Origin of the sequence: Roseibium sp. HPY-6, from assembly GCF_040530035.1 — a bacterium.
In the GTDB taxonomy this organism is placed as follows: Bacteria; Pseudomonadota; Alphaproteobacteria; order Rhizobiales; family Stappiaceae; genus Roseibium.
The window spans coordinates 171,193-192,344 of sequence record NZ_JBEWCD010000001.1 but is presented as its reverse complement, the minus strand read 5'-3'; the positions used below and the strand labels follow the sequence as shown (position 1 = coordinate 192,344).

Annotated in this window: 20 protein-coding genes; 11 read left to right on the top strand and 9 right to left on the bottom strand. The window is 56.6% G+C overall.

Annotated elements, in window-relative coordinates:
* Nucleotides 1–32: 32 nt before the first annotated feature.
* From ABVF61_RS00870 to ABVF61_RS00860, 3 genes are read right to left on the bottom strand one after another with little or no spacing between them, the layout of a single operon-like run.
* On the bottom strand, nt 33–3,452 hold the full coding sequence (locus ABVF61_RS00870) for an acyl-[ACP]--phospholipid O-acyltransferase (protein ID WP_353991659.1): 3,420 nt from the start codon (nt 3,450–3,452) through the stop codon (nt 33–35).
* A 55-nt stretch (nt 3,453–3,507) separates the two neighbouring features.
* Nucleotides 3,508–3,789, bottom strand: a complete 282-nt coding sequence (locus tag ABVF61_RS00865; RefSeq protein WP_353991658.1) for a YiaA/YiaB family inner membrane protein — start codon at nt 3,787–3,789, stop codon at nt 3,508–3,510.
* Nucleotides 3,790–3,802: 13 nt separating this feature from the next.
* Nucleotides 3,803–4,495 carry a PspA/IM30 family protein gene (locus ABVF61_RS00860; protein WP_353991657.1) on the bottom strand — a complete coding sequence of 231 codons (693 nt, stop codon included), beginning with the start codon at nt 4,493–4,495 and terminating at the stop codon, nt 3,803–3,805.
* A gap of 108 nt (nt 4,496–4,603) precedes the next feature.
* On the opposite strand from ABVF61_RS00860, the gene ABVF61_RS00855 reads away from it, so the two are divergent.
* Entirely contained in the window at nt 4,604–5,209 is a 606-nt protein-coding gene (locus ABVF61_RS00855) for a TetR/AcrR family transcriptional regulator (RefSeq protein WP_353991656.1), read from the top strand.
* A gap of 1 nt (nt 5,210) precedes the next feature.
* Here the strand turns inward: ABVF61_RS00855 and ABVF61_RS00850 are convergent, their stop codons facing one another.
* The 3 genes from ABVF61_RS00850 to ABVF61_RS00840 all read right to left on the bottom strand — a co-directional run bounded on the left by ABVF61_RS00850 (nt 5,211) and on the right by ABVF61_RS00840 (nt 8,009).
* Nucleotides 5,211–6,692, bottom strand: coding sequence for a protein adenylyltransferase SelO (locus ABVF61_RS00850; RefSeq protein ID WP_353991655.1), 1,482 nt, complete (start codon nt 6,690–6,692; stop codon nt 5,211–5,213).
* 163 nt (nt 6,693–6,855) lie between these two features.
* Nucleotides 6,856–7,749 (bottom strand): LysR family transcriptional regulator, encoded by an 894-nt coding sequence (locus ABVF61_RS00845; RefSeq protein ID WP_353991654.1) that lies wholly within the window; start codon nt 7,747–7,749, stop codon nt 6,856–6,858.
* A gap of 74 nt (nt 7,750–7,823) precedes the next feature.
* Nucleotides 7,824–8,009 carry a hypothetical protein gene (locus tag ABVF61_RS00840; RefSeq protein ID WP_353991653.1) on the bottom strand — a complete coding sequence of 62 codons (186 nt, stop codon included), beginning with the start codon at nt 8,007–8,009 and terminating at the stop codon, nt 7,824–7,826.
* Between ABVF61_RS00840 and ABVF61_RS00835 the strand changes: the two genes are divergently transcribed.
* From ABVF61_RS00835 to ABVF61_RS00795, 9 genes are all read left to right on the top strand, one after another.
* Nucleotides 8,008–8,442 carry a nuclear transport factor 2 family protein gene (locus ABVF61_RS00835; protein ID WP_353991652.1) on the top strand — a complete coding sequence of 145 codons (435 nt, stop codon included), beginning with the start codon at nt 8,008–8,010 and terminating at the stop codon, nt 8,440–8,442. The two genes, ABVF61_RS00840 and ABVF61_RS00835, sit on opposite strands and share 2 nt — an antisense overlap.
* 17 nt (nt 8,443–8,459) lie before the next feature.
* The gene (locus tag ABVF61_RS00830; RefSeq protein ID WP_353991651.1) at nt 8,460–9,116 is read left to right on the top strand and encodes an SDR family NAD(P)-dependent oxidoreductase; all 657 of its coding nucleotides are present in this window, start codon (nt 8,460–8,462) and stop codon (nt 9,114–9,116) included.
* 169 nt (nt 9,117–9,285) lie between these two features.
* Nucleotides 9,286–9,795: a fasciclin domain-containing protein gene (locus tag ABVF61_RS00825; RefSeq protein WP_353991650.1), complete on the top strand. Its 510-nt coding sequence runs from the start codon at nt 9,286–9,288 to the stop codon at nt 9,793–9,795.
* 199 nt (nt 9,796–9,994) lie between these two features.
* Nucleotides 9,995–10,984, top strand: coding sequence for an NADPH:quinone reductase (locus ABVF61_RS00820; RefSeq protein WP_353991649.1), 990 nt, complete (start codon nt 9,995–9,997; stop codon nt 10,982–10,984).
* A 143-nt stretch (nt 10,985–11,127) separates the two neighbouring features.
* Nucleotides 11,128–12,309, top strand: a complete 1,182-nt coding sequence (gene bktB / locus ABVF61_RS00815; RefSeq protein WP_353991648.1) for a beta-ketothiolase BktB — start codon at nt 11,128–11,130, stop codon at nt 12,307–12,309.
* 121 nt (nt 12,310–12,430) lie between these two features.
* Nucleotides 12,431–12,973: a tetratricopeptide repeat protein gene (locus ABVF61_RS00810; protein ID WP_353991647.1), complete on the top strand. Its 543-nt coding sequence runs from the start codon at nt 12,431–12,433 to the stop codon at nt 12,971–12,973.
* A 122-nt stretch (nt 12,974–13,095) separates the two neighbouring features.
* Nucleotides 13,096–13,539, top strand: a complete 444-nt coding sequence (locus ABVF61_RS00805; RefSeq protein ID WP_353991646.1) for a DUF4399 domain-containing protein — start codon at nt 13,096–13,098, stop codon at nt 13,537–13,539.
* 51 nt (nt 13,540–13,590) lie between these two features.
* Nucleotides 13,591–14,109, top strand: a complete 519-nt coding sequence (locus ABVF61_RS00800) for an RNA polymerase sigma factor (RefSeq protein WP_353991645.1) — start codon at nt 13,591–13,593, stop codon at nt 14,107–14,109.
* The gene (locus tag ABVF61_RS00795) at nt 14,106–14,849 is read left to right on the top strand and encodes a hypothetical protein (RefSeq protein ID WP_353991644.1); all 744 of its coding nucleotides are present in this window, start codon (nt 14,106–14,108) and stop codon (nt 14,847–14,849) included. Before ABVF61_RS00800 ends, ABVF61_RS00795 begins: the two co-directional genes overlap by 4 nt.
* A gap of 63 nt (nt 14,850–14,912) precedes the next feature.
* On the opposite strand, the gene ABVF61_RS00790 is transcribed toward ABVF61_RS00795, so the two are convergent.
* The 3 genes from ABVF61_RS00790 to ABVF61_RS00780 form a co-directional block, all read right to left on the bottom strand.
* Nucleotides 14,913–15,911, bottom strand: a complete 999-nt coding sequence (locus ABVF61_RS00790) for an aldo/keto reductase (RefSeq protein WP_353991643.1) — start codon at nt 15,909–15,911, stop codon at nt 14,913–14,915.
* A 296-nt stretch (nt 15,912–16,207) separates the two neighbouring features.
* A complete protein-coding gene (locus tag ABVF61_RS00785; RefSeq protein WP_353991642.1) occupies nt 16,208–18,055 on the bottom strand; it encodes an ABC transporter ATP-binding protein in 1,848 nt (615 codons plus the stop codon).
* Between the two features lie 703 nt (nt 18,056–18,758).
* On the bottom strand, nt 18,759–19,391 hold the full coding sequence (locus ABVF61_RS00780) for a VPLPA-CTERM sorting domain-containing protein (protein ID WP_353991641.1): 633 nt from the start codon (nt 19,389–19,391) through the stop codon (nt 18,759–18,761).
* A 383-nt stretch (nt 19,392–19,774) separates the two neighbouring features.
* On the opposite strand from ABVF61_RS00780, the gene ABVF61_RS00775 reads away from it, so the two are divergent.
* The gene (locus tag ABVF61_RS00775) at nt 19,775–21,151 is read left to right on the top strand and encodes a cytochrome ubiquinol oxidase subunit I (protein WP_353991640.1); all 1,377 of its coding nucleotides are present in this window, start codon (nt 19,775–19,777) and stop codon (nt 21,149–21,151) included.
* Nucleotide 21,152: the final 1 nt, after the last annotated feature.

The following is a 21,152-nucleotide window of genomic DNA, read 5'->3' as shown; positions in this document are numbered from 1 at the left end:
CCGGTCTGGCCCGACGCACCTCCATTCATGGTTTAGGCGGCGTCTCGAAACATATCTGAATCGTTCACCAGCTTCGTAACTCCTGCGAAGTCAATCTTGCCGGATCCCAGCACAGGAACAGCAGGGACAGTTCTGACTTCTGCCGGGATCATCAGATCCTGAGCACCACGTGCCTTGGCGGCTTCCAGAAAGTCCGCACGATTGGCGGTCGGACATTCGGTGATGAGGATCAGTTTTTCACCCTTGCGCGGATCCTTGACAGCGGCGACGGCCGACAAATGATCCGGCCAGACCTGACCCGCAATGGCTTCGACGGCGGCCAGGGACACCATTTCACCACCGATCTTTGCAAAGCGTTTCGCACGGCCCTTGATGGTGATGTAGCCTTCCTCGTCGACATCAACGATGTCGCCGGTGTCATGCCAGCCATCTACCAGCGGTTCGATCACGCCCGGATTATCGGATTTCAGATAACCGACCATCACGTTTGGCCCCGATACGAACAGCCGGCCGCCTGTCTCGACACCCGGTACAGGCTCGAGACGCGCGGTCATGCCCGGCATCAGTTTGCCGACCGTACCCGGCTTGTTGAACATTGGGGTGTTGATCGCGATGACCGGCGCGGTTTCAGTGACGCCATAGCCCTCCAGAACACGCAGGCCGAACTTTTCCATGTAGGTCTGGCGGGTGGAAGGTTTGACAGGTTCCGCACCGGCGAAGCAATAGCGGAGCGAACGGAAGTCATAGGCATGGGCAACCCGCGCATAACCGTTCAGGAACGTGTCGGTGCCGAACAGGATCGTCGCGTTGGACGAGTAGATCAGCTCCGGAATGATCCGGTAATGCAGCGGAGAAGGATAGAGATAGGTCGGCACGCCCGAGATCAGCGGCAGGATCGTGCCCGCCGTGAGGCCGAACGAGTGGAACATCGGCAGGACGTTGAAGACCTTGTCGGAGGGCGAAAAGTCGATCCGGGCCGCTGCCTGGGTGGCATTGGCCAGAATGTTCTTGTGCGTCAGGACAACGCCTTTCGGTGTGCCTTCCGAACCGGACGTGAACAGGATAACGGCCGTATCGCTTCCGGTACGCCGGACGATTGGACGTTTGCGCGACACCAGCCCTCGAAGCTTGTCCAGAAGACCGATTTCCTTGCGCAACTCATCCAGCCAGATGAAGTCTACATGCGGCTCGAGCCCATCGACCAGTGTTTCGAGCTTTGCCTGCTTGATGAATGTACGAGACGAGAGGATCGTCCTGACCTGCCCCGTCCGGCACGCGGACAGCACGTTTTCCAGACCGGCGGTGAAGTTGATCATGGCTGGAACCTTGCCGGCGGACATAGCGGCAAGAACCGTTACCGCCGAGCCGTTGGCGTTCGGCAGCATGACACCTACCGTTTCCTCGTTCGCGGTCAACTTCAAGATCTTGCGGCCCAGCACCGAGACCCCCGTCAGGAGCTTTCCGTAACTCAGTGTCCCTGAAAGCGGGTCTTCCAGGGCAACCTCCGACAGGCCGCGCTCGTTGGCTGTCGCGATCACCTGGTCCAGAATGGTTTGGTCTTCGGCAAGGCTTGTCTCGAACATCAGGTCTGACATTACTTCGTAGAGTTCGCTTCCGGCAGCGGCGCGGCGTTTGCGGCCTTTCAGGTCGTCCGGCAATTCCAGTTTTCTCGGTTCCATGATGGTCACCCTCACTTTCGGGAACAGGCTTTTGCGGATCTGCGATGGGTTCAGGTAGGAAAAGGGCGTCTTTTCAAGGCCGTCGATGCGGATCGGCACAATCATCGCGCCGGTCTTGTCGGCAACCATTGCGGCACCGTCATAGACTTTCATGAGCGAACCTGTGACGGTCAGGCGGCCTTCGGGAAAAATCACCATCGGTTCCCCGGAGTTCACGACCTTGATCAGCGAGCGCGTTGCCATTGGCTTGGCCGGATTGATCGGCAAGGCGTTTGCCAGGTGCAGGAACGGACGCACCCACCAGCGCTTGGCAATTTCATAGTCGACCGCAAAGGTCGGCACTTTCTCAGTCAGCGTCAGCGCGAGCCCTGCATCGAGCAAGGAGACGTGATTGAGCGCAAGGATCGGCGCTTCCCCTGCTTTTTCAAGGTTATCGAGACCTTCGATTTCAACACGGAAGAAGGCACGGTAAAGGATTGAAACGGCATCTCTCAGCGGGTTGGTCGGAAGGCTCCTGTACATCAGCACAGCAGCGCCGAGATTGAGTGCGCCGAGAGCAACCATGATCACAGGCACGGAAATACCAGCGGACTGTGCACCGGCCAGCAACGCGCCACCGGCAGTCATGATAGCAGCGCCCAAGGCATTTGCGCCTGCAATCCGCCGGGCGCGTGTTTCAGGTGCAGCCCAGGTCTGAAGTGCGGTGAAGGTCGGGACGACCAGAAGCGCACCGGAAATGGCAAGGCCCGCCATGTCGATCGTCAGGCGCAGGACGCCATCTGCTCTCAAGAACTCCAGCAGGCCTGAATGCGAAGCTGCAATTGAAACCGTGGAGAGCGTCCAGGCGATGTCCAGGCAAAACAGCGCCATCAGCAATGTACCGACAGGGGCTGGAAGCAGGTTTATCCGTCCAGCGGAGATCCACGCGGCCAATGCCGAGCCGATTCCGATTGAAACGGCGAAAACTGTCAGAAAGTAGGTCACGGCTTGTTCGTGGCCGTTCAAGGTGTCTTTGACGATGAGAGGCAGCAGCGCGAGGACCATCGCGCCGATCAGCCAGAACCAGGCGTTCATCAGTGCGACACGGAACAGACGCCTGTCTTTGGCGAGATCTGACAAGATGCGCCATGTAGAGGTGATAATATTGTAATCGATTTTCAGATCCGGCGCCGCCGGCCATGCACTAGGGATCTGGCGGCTGGAGGCGTAGCATGCCAAGGCCAGAGCGATCATGAGCGGCACAAACACCATCACCGGTGCGTTCGTCGCAAAGACAAGGCCTGCGGAAATGGTTCCGCCGAGGATTGCGAGAAAGGTGCCGGATTCAACCCAGGCATTTGCCCGCGGTACTTCGGAGGCTGCGACATGTTCCGGAATCAGTCCGTATTTGACAGGGCTGAACAAGGCAGACATTGCGCCAAACACAAACAGAGCGGTGAAGAGAACGGGAAGGGAAGTAAGTGCCATCCCGGCAGCGGCCAGAAGTGCACCGCCGATTTCCACCCCCTTTGTGATCCGCGCCATTTTCGATTTGTCGAACTTGTCGGCGAGTTCGCCGCCGAGTGCCGACAGAAAGAGGTAGGGTGAAATGAACACGGCTCCGGCAGCTGCAATCAGCACGCCGGCATCGCCGCTTTGCGTTCCGGTCGATGAAATTTGAAACAGCATCAGGAAGACCAGCGCGTTCTTCAGGAAGTTGTCGTTGAACGCAGACAGGAACTGGGTCCAGAACAGCGGTGCGAACCGGCGCGAGACGATAAGGGGCTTACTCAAATGTCACCTCCTTCCAGGAGGCCTTTCAAGGCCACCCGGGAACTACGATTGAAAGTCAGGACTGCTCGGGGCCGTTGATGTCGAGCAACAGCTTTTCGGTCTTGGCGTCTTCGAGGCGGTTGTGCAGTTTTTCGGACTCGTCCTTGTCGCGGAGCGTCTTGGTGAGCGTTACTGCCGTGTGCACAAGCATGATTGCGGACATCGTGTAGAAACCCTTGGCCGAAAAACTGGCTTCAAGGTTGTAGATACCGAGTGCCATCATGACCGCGGCGATGCCGAAACTGGCCCATGTGAAAATAATCCAGTTGTGTGAGTGCTTTACAAGTGAATCCTGCATGAGTCTTTCCTTTCTACTTGTCTGTTTCGATGAGAAGGGGAAGTTCGGATCTGATCCGTTCAAGTACGTCATTTGCGCGTACGCGAACCGGGACGCCGCAATCGGCCTCCGCCAGTTTTTCGATAACGGCTTGCGGCTGATCCACAGGTGCAAGTTCGGCGAAAGCCCTATCCGCCAGGTATCCTTTTTCCTGCTGTTCAAGAATGTCTTCCAGTTGGTCCTCAGCCCTGGTCAGGGCTGACTGACCGGCGACGGAGCCAAGCGACTGGGCTTTGTTGATTTGCTGGCGAACCGCGACTGTGCGTTCGCCGCGCTTGAGGGCGCGTAGTCTTCCCTGTGCGCGATGCAACTGGTCGGTCAGAGCGACAAGGTCTTCGTCGAAGCGTTTGATTGCTGTTTCCAGCTCGGACTTCTCGTCCTCAAGAACTGCAATCGCTTCTGCAGCTTCGTGGGCGAGCGTGTCGACACCCTTGAGCAAGGCGATGCGCGCCCTGTTTTCCAGGTCTTCAATGGATGCTGAAATCTGTTTGAGACGATTTCTATCCTGCTGCTGCTCCGCTTTGGCTTTGGCAAGTGCGGCCTGCGCAGCGCGAACTGATGCGGCAGCGTCACGCAGGTTCCCGCCAAGCGAGGCGAGGGACGGTTGACGTTTGTCAGCGCCTGCATCCAGCAGCGCCTTCAGGTGCGAAACAAGCGGCTCTAACATCTTACCTCCAAAAAGTGAACTTAGTTCATTATTTGACAAAGCCACATCGAATGCGTTAGGTCAAGAAAAAAATGAACTGAGTTCACTTTTAAGTGCGAGATATGATTAATGACGGGACGACAGAAGGCAAAAAGCGAAGAGACCCAAAGACGGGTTCTGGAAGCGGCGATCAGTGCAATCGAGAACGGCGGTATGGAGGCGGTCCAAATTCGCAAGATCGCGGCGCAGGCTGGTTATTCGGTCGGCTCTGTCTACAAACACTATGAGGATCAGGATGCCCTGATTGCCGCTGTCGATACCGTGACGCTGGGCCGAATCAAGACTTCGATGTCAGAGGCTGTCGACGGGATTGAAGACCCGATAGAGCAACTGAAGGCGCTCGCGCGCACCTATCTGGCGTTCGCCCGGAACCATCGCAATTTGTGGAAGACGCTGTTTACGCATCAGTTGCCGGAAGGACGGGAAGCCCCCGAGAGCCATATTCAGGGAACAGTCGATTTGCTGGCCTTTATCGCAGGACCGTTGAAACAGCTGGATCCCGGCTTAGACGACGCGAAGCTCTCGGTTCGAACGCGGACATGCTTTGCGGCGCTTCATGGGCTTGTGGCCATCAGTCTTGAAGAACGTTTTGTCGGCCTGCCGGACGACGAGATGGATCGTGAGATGATGTTCCTGGTTGAGAGACTGGCCGGGAAGGGAGCTGGTCAAGGGTAATTTACGTTCCGCAGAATGTCCGATAAGGCCCGAATTCACTCGGGGCCGGATTGGCGAATTCGGCGAGGCCCGGTTTTTCCTCGAAAGGCGAGCCAAGTACCTCCAACAGTTTTTCCGTGGGCGCGAGGTCGCCGTCTTCTGCGGCTACGAGGGCTTCTTCGACCTTGTGATTTCGGGGGATGTAGACCGGATTTACCGCGTTCATTGCTTCAGCCGTTTCCTCAGTGCTCCGACTGTCTTTTTCCAGTCTTTCGGTCCATTTCGAGAGCCAGGCACTGATGCCATCTTGCTCTGCGAAAAGCTGTGTCACCGGTTCGCGTGCACCTGTTGCAGCGCCGGACAGCCGGCGGAAAAACAGGGTGTAGTCTATCTTGTGTTGGAACAATTGAGTGAGAAGCGCTTCTGCGAGTTGTTCGTCGCCGTCATCGCGTCCGGTGAGACCAAGCTTGGCGCGCATGCCATCCAGCCAGGCCGATTTGTAGAGTTCCGGAAAGCGTGCGAGCTCGTCGCTTACACGTTCAACCGCCTTGTCGAGATCGTCCGGATTGATCAATGCCAGGATGGTCTCGGCCAAGCGGGCAAGGTTCCACTGTGCGATGGACGGTTGACGGCCAAACGCATAGCGCCCCTGGTGATCGATCGAGCTGAAAACGGCAGCCGGATCATAGGTGTCGATGAATGCGCAGGGTCCATAGTCGATCGTTTCGCCGGAAATCGTCGTATTATCCGTGTTCATGACACCGTGCACGAAGCCCACGAGCACCCATTGTGCAATCAGGTTTGCCTGGCGCTCCATCACACGAACAAAGAGTTTCAGGTATCCGTCTTCCGCATCAGACAAGTCCGGATCATGACGTGCGATGGCGTAGTCAGCCAATTGACGAACCTTTTCCGTGTCGCCACGAGCTGCGAAAAACTGAAAGGTGCCGACCCGCAAGTGGCTGCTCGCAACACGGGTGAGGACAGCGCCTGGCTTGGGTCCTTCCCTGTAAATCGTTTCGCCCGTGGTCACCGCAGCAAGCGCACGCGTGGAGGGAATGCGAAGCGCGTGCATGGCTTCGCCCATGATGTATTCACGCAGGACCGGGCCAAGAACAGCCTTGCCGTCGCCGCCACGCGAAAACGGGGTCGGGCCTGACCCCTTGAGCTGAATGTCGCGCCGTTTTCCATGTCTGTCGATCACTTCGCCAAGCAGGAGTGCCCTGCCGTCGCCCAGTTGCGGCGAAAAGCCGCCGAACTGATGACCCGCATAAACCTGTGCAAGGGGAGACGCTCCATCGGGACTTTGAAGTCCGGCAAAAACGGCGACGCCCTCGGCGGTCTGGAGCGCATTGGCATTCAGGCCGAGCTCCTCCGACAGATCCTCGTTGAAGACCACAAGTGCGGGAGACGGCACCTTTGCTCCTTCCCAGGCAACGTAGAAGCCCGGCAATTCGCGAGCGTATGTGTTGTCGAATTGAAAGAGCGGAGGCGTGGCAGTCATCGAAGATCCTGGCAGCGGAAAGGGGACGGAGACTATCTGTCTCGCCAGTATATAGGTCCAGCTGAGTGGATTCCGAGACCATTTTCAGTCGTTGCTGAGCGTCCCCGTTTCTTCGCAAAGAAGATAGGCATCGCAGTAGTCTTCAACGGCTAAGGGTACGAAACTATCCGGTCGCTGATTGCAGCTGTTCGATGAAGAGCCTCAACGGCACCATTGCGCGGTATTCGCGTGGGAAATAGAGAAAGAAGCCTGGAATTTCCGGCATATGGGCCTCGAGCACGGGGACGAGTTTTTGAGCTTCTATTTCGCTTGCGACATAGTCGTGCAAGACATTAATCAGACCTTCGCCCCGGCTTGCCGCGTCAACGGCAACAGGAAGTGCGTTGACGATAAGGCTGCCGGTTACGCTGATCTCCGATTCACCGTTCTGTCCTTTGCAGATCCAGGGTGCAAGCTTGCCCGAACTGTGAAACCTGTAGCGGATGCACTCATGGTTCAAAAGATCTTCCGGGCGGTTCGGAAATCCGTGTTTCTCGAAGTAAGACGGGGCACCAAGAACGGAGAGACGGAGGGGAGGCGTCAATCGCAATGCGATCATATCTTGCGCGACAAGATCGCCTTGCCTGATGCCCGCATGGAGACCTGCTTCCAGAATATCTTCCAGTGCGTCGGTCAGCGACAACTCGACCTCGATTTCGGGGTAGGTTCTTCGAAACGCCGGTAGAACCTTCGCGACGACAAGATGATAGGCAAATTCCGGCAAGGCCAGTTTGAGTGAGCCTCTTGCCGCGTGTCCGGTTGCGCGCGCGCTTTCCATTGCATCGCCAAGTTGCCTGAACGACGGTGCCGTTCCCCGTAGCAGGGCGCGTCCTGCCTCCGTAAGGTTCACGGAACGGGTCGTACGGACAAACAACGCGGCACCCAAGCGGTTCTCGAGCTGCTTCAGTTGGTGACTGACGGTGGAGGGTTTCACGCCAAGTTCTTCGGCCGCAGCACGCAAACTGCCACGCTCCGCGATCGCGGTGAACACTTCAAGCAAGGCTAGAGGCAAGCGCATGGGGTCTCCTCAAGTGTTATTGTTTGATTTTGTCTACTAATAAGATGAAAAACGAGGCAATTATCATCTTTCGATCACTTTATTAGATTTTGGATGTCACCAATCAAACCGACCCCATTGTGCGGCTGATGGTAGCCGGTGGAGGTCAGTCGAAAATTCATCCCCGGCAAGGCAGTCACGATCTGTTGGAGGGAACCGATGAAATCTTTTGCACGCATCGCCGTTGTTGTTGCGGCTACGTTGACAGGACCTAGCGCCATGGCAGCCTCTCCGGAAGAGAACATCAAGGTCGTTCAGGATTTCTTTGCAGCCTATGGCGCAGGAGATCTTGATGGCATTGCCGACGTCATGGACGAGAATGTGATATGGCACATTCCAGGCCGTCACCCCTTGTCCGGCACGAAACATGGACGTGACGAAGTCCTGGCTTTCTTCTCGCAATTGGGGAGCGCGGGCTTCAAGGCGGAACCGATCTATTTCGGAGCCGACGAGACCCATGTCGTCGACATTCATCGCGGCTGGTCGAACGTGAATGGCAAGCCGAACGTGGATACAACCTGGGGGCTGGTCTATCGTATCGAGGATGGCAAGATCGTTGAGGCGACTAACCTGAGTGCGGACCAGGACACCGCCAACACCTTTTTCTGGTCGCAGTATCAACTGGCGCCTGTTCCCGAGCGACTCGCAAAGTAACGGGAATAGAGGACGTCATGAGACGCGCTTTAGTCACAGGAGCAAACCGGGGGATCGGCTTTGCAATTGCGAGCGGTCTCGCTTTGCAAGGCTGCGAAGTTCTGCTCGGGGCGCGCGACCTGACATCCGGCGAAAACGCAGCGCGTCGCATCGGAGCTGCGGCGCTGGAGCTTGATGTTGCGGAACCCGACAGCATCAATCGTGCGCTTGAAGAGGCGGGACCTGTCGATATCCTGGTGAACAATGCCGGCGTTCTCGGGTCCGCACCGTTGCTCGAAGACCCGCAGGATTTTGAAATGTCCATGGCGGTGATGGTGCACGGCCCTTACCAGCTGTTGCACCATCTTGTTCCCCAAATGGTTGCCAACGGATACGGACGTATCGTCAATGTCTCGTCGGGCTGGGGTGCCTTTTCAGATGGTGTCGCCGGTCCCGGCGCTTATGGCGTTGCCAAGGCGGCTCTTAACGCACTAACGGTCGCGAGCGCCCGCACATTGCCATCCTATGTGAAAGTAAACGCCATGTGCCCGGGCTGGGTTCGCACGCGGATGGGCGGTCAAGGCGCCACACGATCTCCCGAAGAAGGCGCTGATACAGCAATCTGGCTGGCAACCCTTGGCAGCGAAGGTCCGACGGGCGGGTTCTTTAGGGATCGCAAGCCCATTGATTGGTAGGCCGCTTTCCGTTGGTCGCGACGCAATTGCAGCACGACTGCATCGCTCAACAACACGAGTGGGGTAGGAACGGCAATAATAAATATCGATTTTTTCCAAATCGATAAGATCTACCTCAGTCAATGCGGCGTAGTGACACTGTAATCAAGCGACACTAGGAGTAGATGTCATGAAAAAGAGCCTTATGGCCCTTGCGGGAGCAGTGTGTCTTTTTGCCGGTCAAGCAAATGCCAACACAATTGTTGATATTGCAGCAGGTGATGAGCGGTTCAGTACTTTGGTAGCCGCTGTGCAGGCAGCGGGATTGCAGGATGCGCTTCAGGGCCCTGGTCCTTTTACAGTCTTTGCACCAGTCAACGACGCTTTTGCGGCATTGCCGGACGGTACAGTTGAGACTCTGCTGAAACCGGAAAACAAGGATCAGCTCACCAACGTGCTGCTGTATCATGTCGATGACCGCAAGCTGACATCCAACCAGATCCCGGTCGGGTCCAACTATTTCAAGCCGCTCTTGACGAGTGAGCGGACCTGCATCACGCGCTCCGGCAGCGGCGTCGACATCGCTGATGGAACCGGTTCGACCGCGAACGTCATTATCGCCGACATCCAGGCAGACAACGGCGTGATCCACGTGATCGACAAAGTATTGTTGCCGGGACAGCGTCCCGACTGCCATTGAGCGAATTGCTGAAACCGGTGAAATCCGGTTCTTAGAGCATGAACTTTAAAGCATCAGATCAGGCCCTCCGGTTGTTCCGGTGGGCCTTTTTCGTCGGTTTTGTGCTGATTGCAGGATGTTTTCGAACCACTCTGTAAATCAGGTCTTGGCAGGCGATCAAAATTGCCCGAAAGATCTCGCTCATCTCGGGAGACAAAAAATGCGTGCCATCACATATAGCCGCTTCGGAGCGGCAAAGGACGTTCTGAAACTGGAGGACCTTGCGGTTCCGCAAGCGGCCGAGGGCGAGGTGCTCGTGCGGATCAGGACGTCGGGCGTCAATCCATCGGATATCCGCGCGCGCGCAGGCGGTCGTCCGGGTGTCTCCGAGCCGCCGTTTCCAACGATTGTGCCGCACAGTGACGGAGCGGGCGTGATCGAAGCGGTCGGGAAGGGCGTTACGCAAAGCCGGATCGGCGAAAGGGTCTGGATCTGGAACGGCCAATGGCAGCGCGCCTTCGGCACTGCTGCAGAGTGTATTGCGCTGCCCTCGGAACAAGCCGTCAAACTGCCGGACCATGTCAGTTTTGAAGATGGCGCAGTCCTCGGAATACCAGGTCTCACGGCGTGTCATTCCGTTCTTGGCGGCGGCACTGTTGAGGGCAGGACCGTTCTTGTGAGCGGCGGGGCAGGGACAGTCGGCCGCCTTGCTATTCAGGTAGCGGTTGCCTTCGGGGCCAGGGTTCTTGCCACGGCGCGAGGCGAAGACGGACAAAAAGCTGCGCGCGAGGCAGGCGCTGAACATGTCTTCGACTATTCCGACAATGATCTGGCAGATCAGATTCTGAACGCGACCTCAGGTTCTCCGGTTGATCGCATCGTTGAGGTGGAGTTCGGCAAGAATGTCGAGACGAACACCAAGGTCATTGCCGAAAGGGGAACCATTGCGGCCTTCGGCTCGGCCAGGGAGATGACACCTGTTCTGCCGTTTTATCCCCTGATGTTCAAAGCGGTCACAATCGACCTGGTTCTGGTTTACCTCCTGTCGGCTGCAGAGCGCTTGGCCGCCGTCGAAAACCTCACGACGCTTCTGGAGAAAGAAGCGCTCGACATTCGGATTTCCAAAGTTCTGCCTCTCGAAGAATGTGCTTCGGCGCACGATATGATCGCGGCCGGGGATCGAGCCGGATCTGTCATACTCACGATTTGACACGCCTCCGCTCGGATTGACTGGCTGTTTGGCCAAATTGCGTGCGCTCGCGGTCCGGGGCACATTGCAATGGCAAAGATAGCATATGACCGGGGCGGGCTGTGTTTTCGGCAGAGCGCCCGGAACAAAAAGGAACCGGACTGATGAAAGAGATCGTCATAGCAAGTGCTGCACGTACAGCTGTTGGCAGCTTTGGAGGCGCACTTAAAGACACGCCGCCATGTGATCTTGCAACGACGGTTGCGAAATCCGCGATTGAACGGGCCGGGATTGAGGCAGAACAGGTTGATCAGGCCTTCTTTGGCAACGTGATCCATACGGAACCGCGAGACATGTATCTGTCCCGCGTCGCTGCGCGCCAGGCCGGCGTGCCCGATCATGCGCCCGCACTGACGATGAACCGGCTATGCGGCAGCGGTCTTCAGGCCATCGTGTCGGCTGTCCAGGCGATATCCATGGAAGACGGAGACGTGGCACTTGTGGGCGGCGCCGAAAACATGAGCCGCGCCGGTTACCAGGTGCCCGGAGCACGCTGGGGTCAGCGCATGGCCGATGCGCAGGTTGTCGACATGATGATCGGCGCGCTGCACGACCCGTTTGGAATAGGCCATATGGGTGTGACAGCCGAGAATGTTGCTGAACGCTATGACATCACGCGGGCACGGCAGGACGAGTTTGCCGTTGAAAGCCATCGCCGTGCGAGTGAGGCCATTCGCGAAGGACGCTTCAAGGATCAGATCGTTCCGCTCACGGTGGGCCGGCGCGGCAAGGAAAAAGTCTTCGATACGGATGAGCATGTACGCCCTGAGGCCAAGATCGAGGATATGTCTGGACTTCGCCCTGTCTTCAAACGCGACGGGATGGTGACAGCGGGCAATGCCTCGGGTCTCAATGATGGTGCGGCGGCGGTTATCCTGTTGTCTGCGCAAAAGGCCGCGGAGCTTGGTGTGAAGCCGCTCGCAAAGGTCCGCTCTTACGGTGTTGCCGGTGTCGACCCGGCCGTCATGGGAATTGGCCCGGTTCCCGCCATGCAGATCGCGATGAAAAGAGCAAACGTCACGGCGCAAGACCTGGATATTGTTGAATCCAACGAAGCATTTGCGGCACAGGCTTGCGCGGTCAACGATCTGCTCGGGCTTCCGGCAGAGAAGGTCAACCCGAATGGTGGCGCGGTTGCGCTCGGGCATCCGATTGGTGCTACAGGCGCGATCCTGATGACGAAACTTGTTTATGAGCTCGGCAGAACCGGAAAATCGCTTGGCGCCGCAACCATGTGTATCGGTGGTGGGCAGGGTATTGCCGTCATCGTTGAGAATCTTTCGTAGCGTGCGGTGGAGACCAGAGCTGTCATTAAGCGCAAACCGGAGTGTGATTTGAGTTGACTCTGGCAGTGCGGGTATCAATTAGAGACCGAGATGAACATGGTATTTGCGAAGGATCCCGCTGTTGAAAGTCTTTGTCGCGGTTCTGTTTTTTGCGGTCATGCTCGGGTCCGCGCACGCGGTTGACCCCGGGGACTGGGAAACCACACCACCCGAACCCACGCCAACGTCGCAGCAGTGTCCGGACGGTAAAGCCTGGGACGAGAAGACCAAAAAATGCATTGATCTGGACGCACGTTCCTTCAACGATCTGGATCGCTATCGAGCTGCCCGGGAACTTGCCTACGCCGGAAGATACGTCGCCGCAGGGCTGGCGCTCGACGCGATGACGGATAAATCGGACACCGTCGTGTTGACTTATCGCGGTTACATTGCACGCAAGTCCGGAGACTGGCCGGCAGCGGAACACTACTACGCTCTGGCACTCGCGGCGAACCCGGATAATCTATCCGCCCGGGCCTACCTTGGAATGGGGCTTGCTGAAAAAGGCAATCTGAAAGCTGCGCGCGCTCAACTTGTCGAAATACGCGCGCGCGGCGGACGCGAAACATGGCCGGAACGGGCGTTGCTCATGTCCATCCGGCCTGGCGGAGCTGCATTTTATTAGTGCTGGAGGCGTCGAATCCCGACCCCGAAAAAGATGCCGCAAAAAAAGTTTTTCGAAGAGATGAATAATTTCAGTTTCCGTGTGTCTACAGGGCATCGCTGGAAAACGGGAGGAAAGTTATTATGAAATTTGCTGTTGCACCGATGGTGATTGCCCTGGGCATGTTCGGAACGCCGGTTCTTGCCGGTGACACGCCGGCCAATCCAGACGCCAAAGTCTATTTTGTCAATCTTGAGGACGGGGCCAAGGTGTCCGGTCCTGTGAAAGTCGTCTTCGGCTTGTCAGGTATGGGCGTTGCTCCGGCGGGAGTTGAAAAGGAAAACACCGGCCATCACCATCTTTTGGTCAACCGCCCCCCGATTGGTGAGGGTGAAGACGGTGCCGATGAGTTCATCTACAACATACCGGCAGACGAGAACCACATTCACTATGGTGGAGGCCAGACCGAAGCGATGGTCGAATTGGCGCCTGGAACCCACACGCTGCAACTTGTCCTTGGCGACCTCAATCATGTTCCGCATGATCCTCCGATCTATTCGGATGTCATCACCATCACGGTGGAATAGGATCCGGCATGTGCCGGCGGCCGCCGCGCCGCCGGCTGGCAGGGAAATGATATGAAACCACGCTCAGTCAGGGATATGTTGCCAAGGGCATTGCCATCGATCTGGCGCTTTGCGCTCAGCTTGACGGGCGACATTGAAATGACAAACGACCTGTCCCAGTCGACGTGTTTGCGCGCCGTTGAGAAAGCGGATCAGTTTCGTTCAGCTGGCAGCTTTGAAGGTTGGTGCCTTCAAATCTGCCGGTCGATTTGGTTGAACGAACTGCGCAGCCGCGCAAGTCGGCAAGACAAGGCTTTTGCAACAGTCGATATCGACCAGTTGCCTGATGTTGCACCCGGGATTGAGCAGAACCTATTTGCCAAAGAGATTATTTCGAAAGTGATGGCGTTGCCCGACGCGCAACGTAGCGTGGTGGAGCTGGTATTCGTTCAGCAATTCACTTACTCGGAAGCGGCCGTCATTCTGGACGTTCCGATCGGAACCGTGATGAGCCGCCTGCATGCAGCGCGAAAAGTCTTGAGAAAATACGCAGACGTGAAACTTGGAGAAAGCAGAAAGGAGCAGAAATGACCTATTCGGATCAAGAGCTTCTGGCCTTTCTGAATGGAGAGCTGGATGACCGGCGCGCTGGCGAAATAGAGCAGACAATGCGCGTTGATCAGGATCTGGAAAGCCGCGTTATGGCCCTCGATCCGGTCGCTGGTCCGGTGCGCGATGCCATGATGGCGTTGCCGGGGGATCAGGTTTTGAGGCGCATTGAAGATGCGGCTCTTGCGCCACGGCAAAGCAGACGTGACAACCGCCATCTTGCAAGGCTTGCCGCGGTTTTGGTTCTTGGTGTTACACTCGGTGCCGGAGCGATGTGGCTCGGCGCACCCAGAGCCGACGACTGGCGCGGCCGCGTTGCTCAATATCAGTCGCTGTACGTTGCCGACACGGTTCGGTTGACCACGGCATCGACTGACGCCTTGTCTCGTCAGATCGGAGCCGCCGCCAATTCACTCGGCCGTCCGCTCGACCTGTCAGCACTGGAAGCGCCGTCCTCGCTGAAGCTCGCCAGGGTGCAGGTGCTCGGGCTTGACGACGCCCCGCTTATTCAGATCGTTTACACGGATGGCGACGGCAAGCCCTATGCGCTGTGCATCACCACGGGAAGTGAGGGTGATGAACGAAGCGATGCGACCTCGGAGATGTTGCACGGACTTGCCACTACAGCCTGGCAGGACGGCGACTTTCGCTTTATTTTCGTTGGCGGAGAGGACCTTTCCAGGACCGGCCGGATCGCGGATCAGCTCAAAGCCGTGCTCTGACAGTGTCGGCATTGTGCAGGCGGCGACCTTGAAAAAGCCCATTTGATATTTGCAAAGGCCTTCTCAGCAGTAGCGTTCCGGACCGATCCATTGCGCAACCGAGTACCGGTCCCCGTGTGCCCAGCCGACCGGAAGCACCTCCTCGATACGCTGAAGATCGGTTTCGGAGAGCTTGATGTCCGCGCCGGAGACGCATTCGCGCAAATGGCCGACCGATCGGGTTCCGGGGATAGGGATCACGTGGGATCCGCGCGAGAGCAACCAGGCATTTGCCAATCCGGCTGCCGACGTTCCCATCTCTGCTGCAAGGGTTCGAAAGCCCTCCATGATGCGCAGGTTTTCGCTCAGATTCGGTTCCATGAAGCGAGGGTTTGCTGCAAGGAACGGCAGGTCAGGGATACGTTCACGCGGGATGGGATTGTCTGTCAGCAACGATCGGCCAACAGGCGAAAAAGCGACCATTGCAACACCGAGTTCCGCACACGTCTGAACCAGTCCGAGGTCCGGCGCTCTGGTGGAGAGTGAATACTCCGATTGCACGGCAGCGATTGGGAATGCCTTCATCGCACGACGAAGTGTCGAAGGGGCAATTTCCGACAAACCAATTGCACGCGTTTTACCCTTTTCGACAAGCCGCCCAAGATTTTGCGCTGTTTCTTCCGGTGTGAAGCGGGTGTCGCGGCGGTGTGCATAAAACAGGTCGACATGGTCCAGCCCAAGCCGCTCGAGGGACTTGTCCAGTTCCGCTTCAAGATGTTCGGCGGAATTGTCGAAGACCCGGTTGCCGTCCTGGTCTTTGGTGATGGTTGCCTTTGTCGCGATGATAAACTCGTCACGGGCAGCGGGATTGGCCCTCAGATAGGAACCGATCGCGTTCTCCGATTTCCCCATGCCGTAGATATTTGCGGTATCGAGATGGGTGACCCCCAGATCCCGACAGGCATTCAGGACAGCGTGGCTTTCAGCTTCGTTGGTCGGCCCATACATGTCGGTGAAAGACATTGCGCCATATCCAATTGCGCTGATTTCGGGTCCGTTCGCACCCAATTTGCGTTTTTCCATCTTTGCTTCTGCCTATTGAAAACGTTGAAGAATTCTGTCGTTGATGACAGGTTAAAGTACAAGACCCCGAAACGAAACCCGCGCGTTCGGAATGTGGCGCTCTTCAGGACAGGGTCGTCCATGCGCATTGGCTATTGAGCACCCGTTACCCGGCCGCAGGCCTCCGTGTGAAAGAGGTCAGGGTAAATTTCGTCTGGTGTGCGTCCCGCGACAGTCGCTTGACCTTCACGGGACGCGAATGCACCAACCCGTTGGCGTGAGGCAAACCGCAAGACCGAGTGATCTTGTGATTTATCTTAGGCTGCGGCGGCCGGGTCCAGAAAACCGCCTGACTGTCGGTTCCAAAGCTGCGCATAAACCCCGCCTTTTTCCAGCAGCGACTTGTGGGAGCCTTCTTCGATGATCTGACCCTGATCCATGATGATCAATCGATCCATCGCAGCGATGGTCGACAGGCGATGGGCGATGGCAATCACCGTCTTTCCCTTCATCAGGTCGAACAGGCTGTCCTGAATGGCAGCCTCGACTTCAGAATCGAGGGCTGACGTTGCCTCGTCCAGCACCAGGATCGGCGCATCTTTTAAGAGCACTCTGGCAATCGCTATCCGCTGACGCTGGCCGCCGGAAAGTTTGACACCACGCTCACCGACATGCGCATCCAGTCCACACCGCCCCTTCAGGTCCTGAAGCTCGGGAATGAAGGACATTGCGTGCGCCCTTGCAGCTGCCTCCAGAGCGTCTTCCCGGCTCGCGCCAGATCGGCCGTAGACGATGTTATCAAGCACCGAACGATGCAGCAGCGACGTGTCCTGGGTCACCATGCCGATCTGTGCCCGCAGGCTGTCCTGGGTGACGGCGCCGATGTCCTGACCGTCAATCAGGATTCGCCCACCTTCAAGGTCATAGAAGCGTAGCAGCAAGTTGACGAGGGTCGACTTGCCGGCACCGGAGCGTCCAACCAGGCCAACCTTTTCGCCAGGTTCAATCCGCAAAGACAGGTCTTCTATGACGCCCTTGTCCTTTCCGTAGTGAAAGCGGATGCCGTCAAAGACAATCTCGCCATTCGCAACAGCCAAAGGCTTGGCGTTCGCACGATCCACCAGCTTGTGAGGCTGCGAAATCGTCTCCATGCCTTCCTGGACAGTGCCGACATTTTCGAAAATGTCGGTGGTAATCCACATGATCCATGCGGACATGTTGACGATGCGCACCGAAAGCGTGATCGCCAACGTCAGTGACCCAACGGACACGAGGCCGTTCTGCCACAAACCGATCCCGAGCGAGCTCAAGGATGCGATGAAGAGGCCGTTCACGGTCCAAAGCAGAATGACCATTAGCGACAGGGGCCGGAGGATATCGTGAAACTTCCGGGTATGGTCCTCCAGCGCCTCGCGGGAATAGGCTTCCTCTTTCCGGCCTGCTGCAAACAGCTTGACCGTCAGGATGTTGGTGTAGCTGTCCACAATCCGGCCAGTCAGGGTCGAACGGGCTTCGGACATGACTGCAGAACGCTCCTTGATCTTCGGAACGAAGTAGCTCAGAAGCCCCACATAAATGACGATCCAGCCCGCAAGTGGCAGGATCAGCCAGGCATCGACACCGGCAAACAGATAGACTGCCGACGCGACATAGATCAGGACGAACCAGATCGCATCAATCAGTGACACGACGGATCCGCGCAAGGACGGGCCCGTTTGAATGATCTTGTTTGCGATCCGTCCGGCGAAGTCGTTGTTGAAGTAGGAAAGTGACTGCCCCATCACGTGTTTGTGCGTCTGCCAGCGAATGAGGTTGGTCATCGCAGGCTCAATGATTTGAAACTTGATCATCGCGTGACCGGCGCCGAACATCGGGCGCAGCAACACGACGACCACCAGCATCCAGAACAGTTCGCCACCATGATCTGTGAGCAGTTGATCAGGACTGGTCGTGTTCAGAAAATCGATGATCCGGCCGAGATAGTTGAAGATCGCGACTTCGATGATCGACACGACGAAACCAAACGCCATGAGCAACGCCAGCGGCTTCCAGATCTGTCGAACGAAATGCCAGTAAAACGCGCTCAGATCGGAAGGAGGCGGTGTTCCGTCATGTTGCTTGAAGGGAGAAACAATGCTTTCAAGATAAGAAAAGACCGCATTCATCGGTCCGGTGCTCCGTCTTAGGTTCGAGATTTGCGAAAAAGTCGTACCGGCGCGGAGAGTCTTTTCAAGAATTCGGATCGCGGGCGGAACGAATGAAACGTTGATACCGACACGTGAACCGAACTTGGTCTGCGTATCGGTCTATTTTAGACCGAGTCTCGTCATTATGACCTCTTGCATTGTGATAGTTTTTGATGTCGAACGTCGCTCGCAACACTGGTGCCGAAGCGGTCCGATTTGGTCACGTTAGCGGGTTTTCCCGACATATCAAGACGAAAGTGCCGCAGATCGACCCTCTCTGGCCTGCACGTGTGAATTGTGCCACGGTCACGAAACAACATGAAACTGTGGCGCTCTCAACCATTCCAGAAATTGCGCTGGACCGGCTGCGCGCGCTCCTAGAGACAAATTCGTAAAGAGGGATGCGATGCAAATGGTAACGACCAACTCGTCGGTAATGAGGGGTGATCGAAAAACCGATCTAAATCAACGGCGACTGAAACCAAGCTTTTTGTCAAACGATGTTGAGTTGGCGGCGGCGAACTGAAGTGGCGCAGGCATGTGGCGTCGACACTGCGCTCAAGTTGAAAAATTGGCCATTAATTCAAACTTGTCGGCAGGTTTAGTCCATCGGACGGATACAAAAAAGAAGCGGCCTCGTGTGGCCGCTTCTCAAGCAATAAACAGTTGCTAAGATGACTACTTAGACGCCAATCGCTTTTTTCCGCCGCCAACCGACAAGCCCAAATGCTCCAAGCGCACTTGCAAGCAACGCAATACCGGCAGGCAAAGGTACCACGGTTGTGGCCGTAAAGAGGAAATCGTTCGGGCTAGGCATGCCCTGCAGCCAGCCGCGTCCTACAAGCCCGTCGCTTGTCGGAAGACGATGCCCGTCGTCAAGGAAAAGGAATTCTGCAGTGCCATTGCTTTTCCCTACCAAATTGATCACTTCAAGAGTGTTCAGATTTGTGAGTGTACCAAAGCCGCCATCTGCAGTGAATGTTCCTTTTGCAGGGTCATCTACCGTGAGCGCACTAGAAAGATTGTAGGCCAAGAACCAAGTGTCGGTTCCAGATCCGTTTTCGCGAACGGTCCCGTTGATAAATGCTGATGAGGCAACAGTATCGACATGTAGTTTTGTGTCATTGGTGTCGAAACTGAAAAAATGATCCGGGCTAAGCGAATCGAGTCTTATCCCATAATCCCTTGCTTTGATTGCCCTGTCGGGGTGGTCGGCCAAAAGATAAGAAAACGTTGCTGCGGATGCCGGAACAACGGCGAGGGCCGAAAGCGCGATGCCTGCGATAACGGCAGAAATACAGCCAGTTCGAAACATTATACAACTCTCCAATCAACGAATGCGTGCAAGATAGCAAAGCGTCGGTGCTTTGTAAACCGGTGTTAAAATACTGTTAATTTTTTGGAGTGGTCGAATAACTTGTTGCCTTCCGCAACGTTCTGACAAAGCGGCGAAAATAACTTTGCACGCGCCCTGTGAAAAATGACTGATGTTCCGTCTTGGATTGTGAAATGCATCCCGAGCTAGAGAATATGCCAGAGAAAAAAACAATGCCGGCGAGCAGTCACGCGAGTGCCTGTGGCGGCCTGCCGCAGGACGTGTGGACGCAGTCTGCCGATTTCATATTGAGTAGGTAAAAACCCTGGCCCATATGCCTTTCGAGTGATCAACCGACACGGCACATGAGCCAGGAAGACGCCATGGAAGAACTTCTGCTAAGCCGCATCCAGTTTGCGGCCAATATTTCGTTTCACATCCTGTTTCCAACGATCACAATCGCTCTTGGTTGGGTGCTGCTGTTCTTCAAGCTGAGGTTTAACGCGACGGGTGATGAGCGCTGGCTGGCCGCCTACATGTTTTGGGTGAAGATATTTGCCCTGTCCTTCGGCCTTGGGGTTGTCAGCGGGATTACCATGAGTTTCCAGTTCGGCACGAATTGGCCTGGCTTCATGGAAACTGTCGGCAATGTGGCCGGTCCGCTCCTGGCTTACGAGGTTCTGACAGCTTTCTTCTTGGAAGCGGCGTTTCTGGGGATCATGCTCTTCGGTGCATCGCGGGTGCCCAACTGGCTGCACACGCTGGCAACTTTTCTCGTTGCGTTCGGCACGACCATGAGTGCCTTCTGGATCCTGGTTTTGAACTCGTGGATGCATACGCCCGTCGGCTTTGAGTTGCGCGATGGGGTCGTGCATGCGACCGATTGGTGGGCGATCGTTTTCAACCCGTCGATGCCGTATCGTCTTGCTCACATGCTGCTTGCAAGCGGCCTGACTGTCGCCTTTCTCATTGTCGGCGTCTCGGCTTATCGCCGCCTGATCGGTGACAGATCCAAGGGCGTGCGGCTGACGCTCAAGACAGGCGCGTGGCTTGCCGCACTCCTGATCCCCTTGCAGATCTGGGCAGGTGATATGCACGGCCTGAACACGCTGGAGCATCAGCCGCAAAAGGTCGCCGCGATGGAGGGCAACTGGGACACCTCTTCACATGTACCTCTGCTTCTGTTCGCCATTCCCGATGAAGAAAAGCGCCGGAACGCGTTTGAGATTGGTGTTCCGAACGGTGCGTCCTTAATCCTCAAACATGATCCTGCAGGTGTTGTTCCGGGTCTAAACGACTTCTACGCAGAAGACGGAACAGTCCTTCACCCGCCGGTTGCGCCGGTCTTCTGGTCGTTTCGCGTGATGGTTGGAACAGGGGTCTTGATGCTGGTGATGAGCTGGGCGACCGTTATCATGATACGCCGCAAAGGAGGGGTCGACGCGCTGAACCCATGGCTGCTTCGCGGTCTCGTCGCCATGACCTTTTCGGGTTGGGTGGCAACCCTGGCCGGATGGTACACAACGGAGATCGGTCGCCAACCCTGGCTTGTCCAAGGCGTGTTAACCACCGAATTTGCTGTCGCGGATGTGCCGGCGCCCATGGTGGCAACGACCCTTGCAGCCTACCTGATCGTCTACGTTGTGCTGCTCATGGCCTATGTCACGGTAATCTTCCGGCTGGCGCGCAAGGCGAGCGACACCGAAGGGACGCGGCCGCACTCGGGTGCGGCGCAAGTGGCCCTGGTTCCGGCGGAGTAAG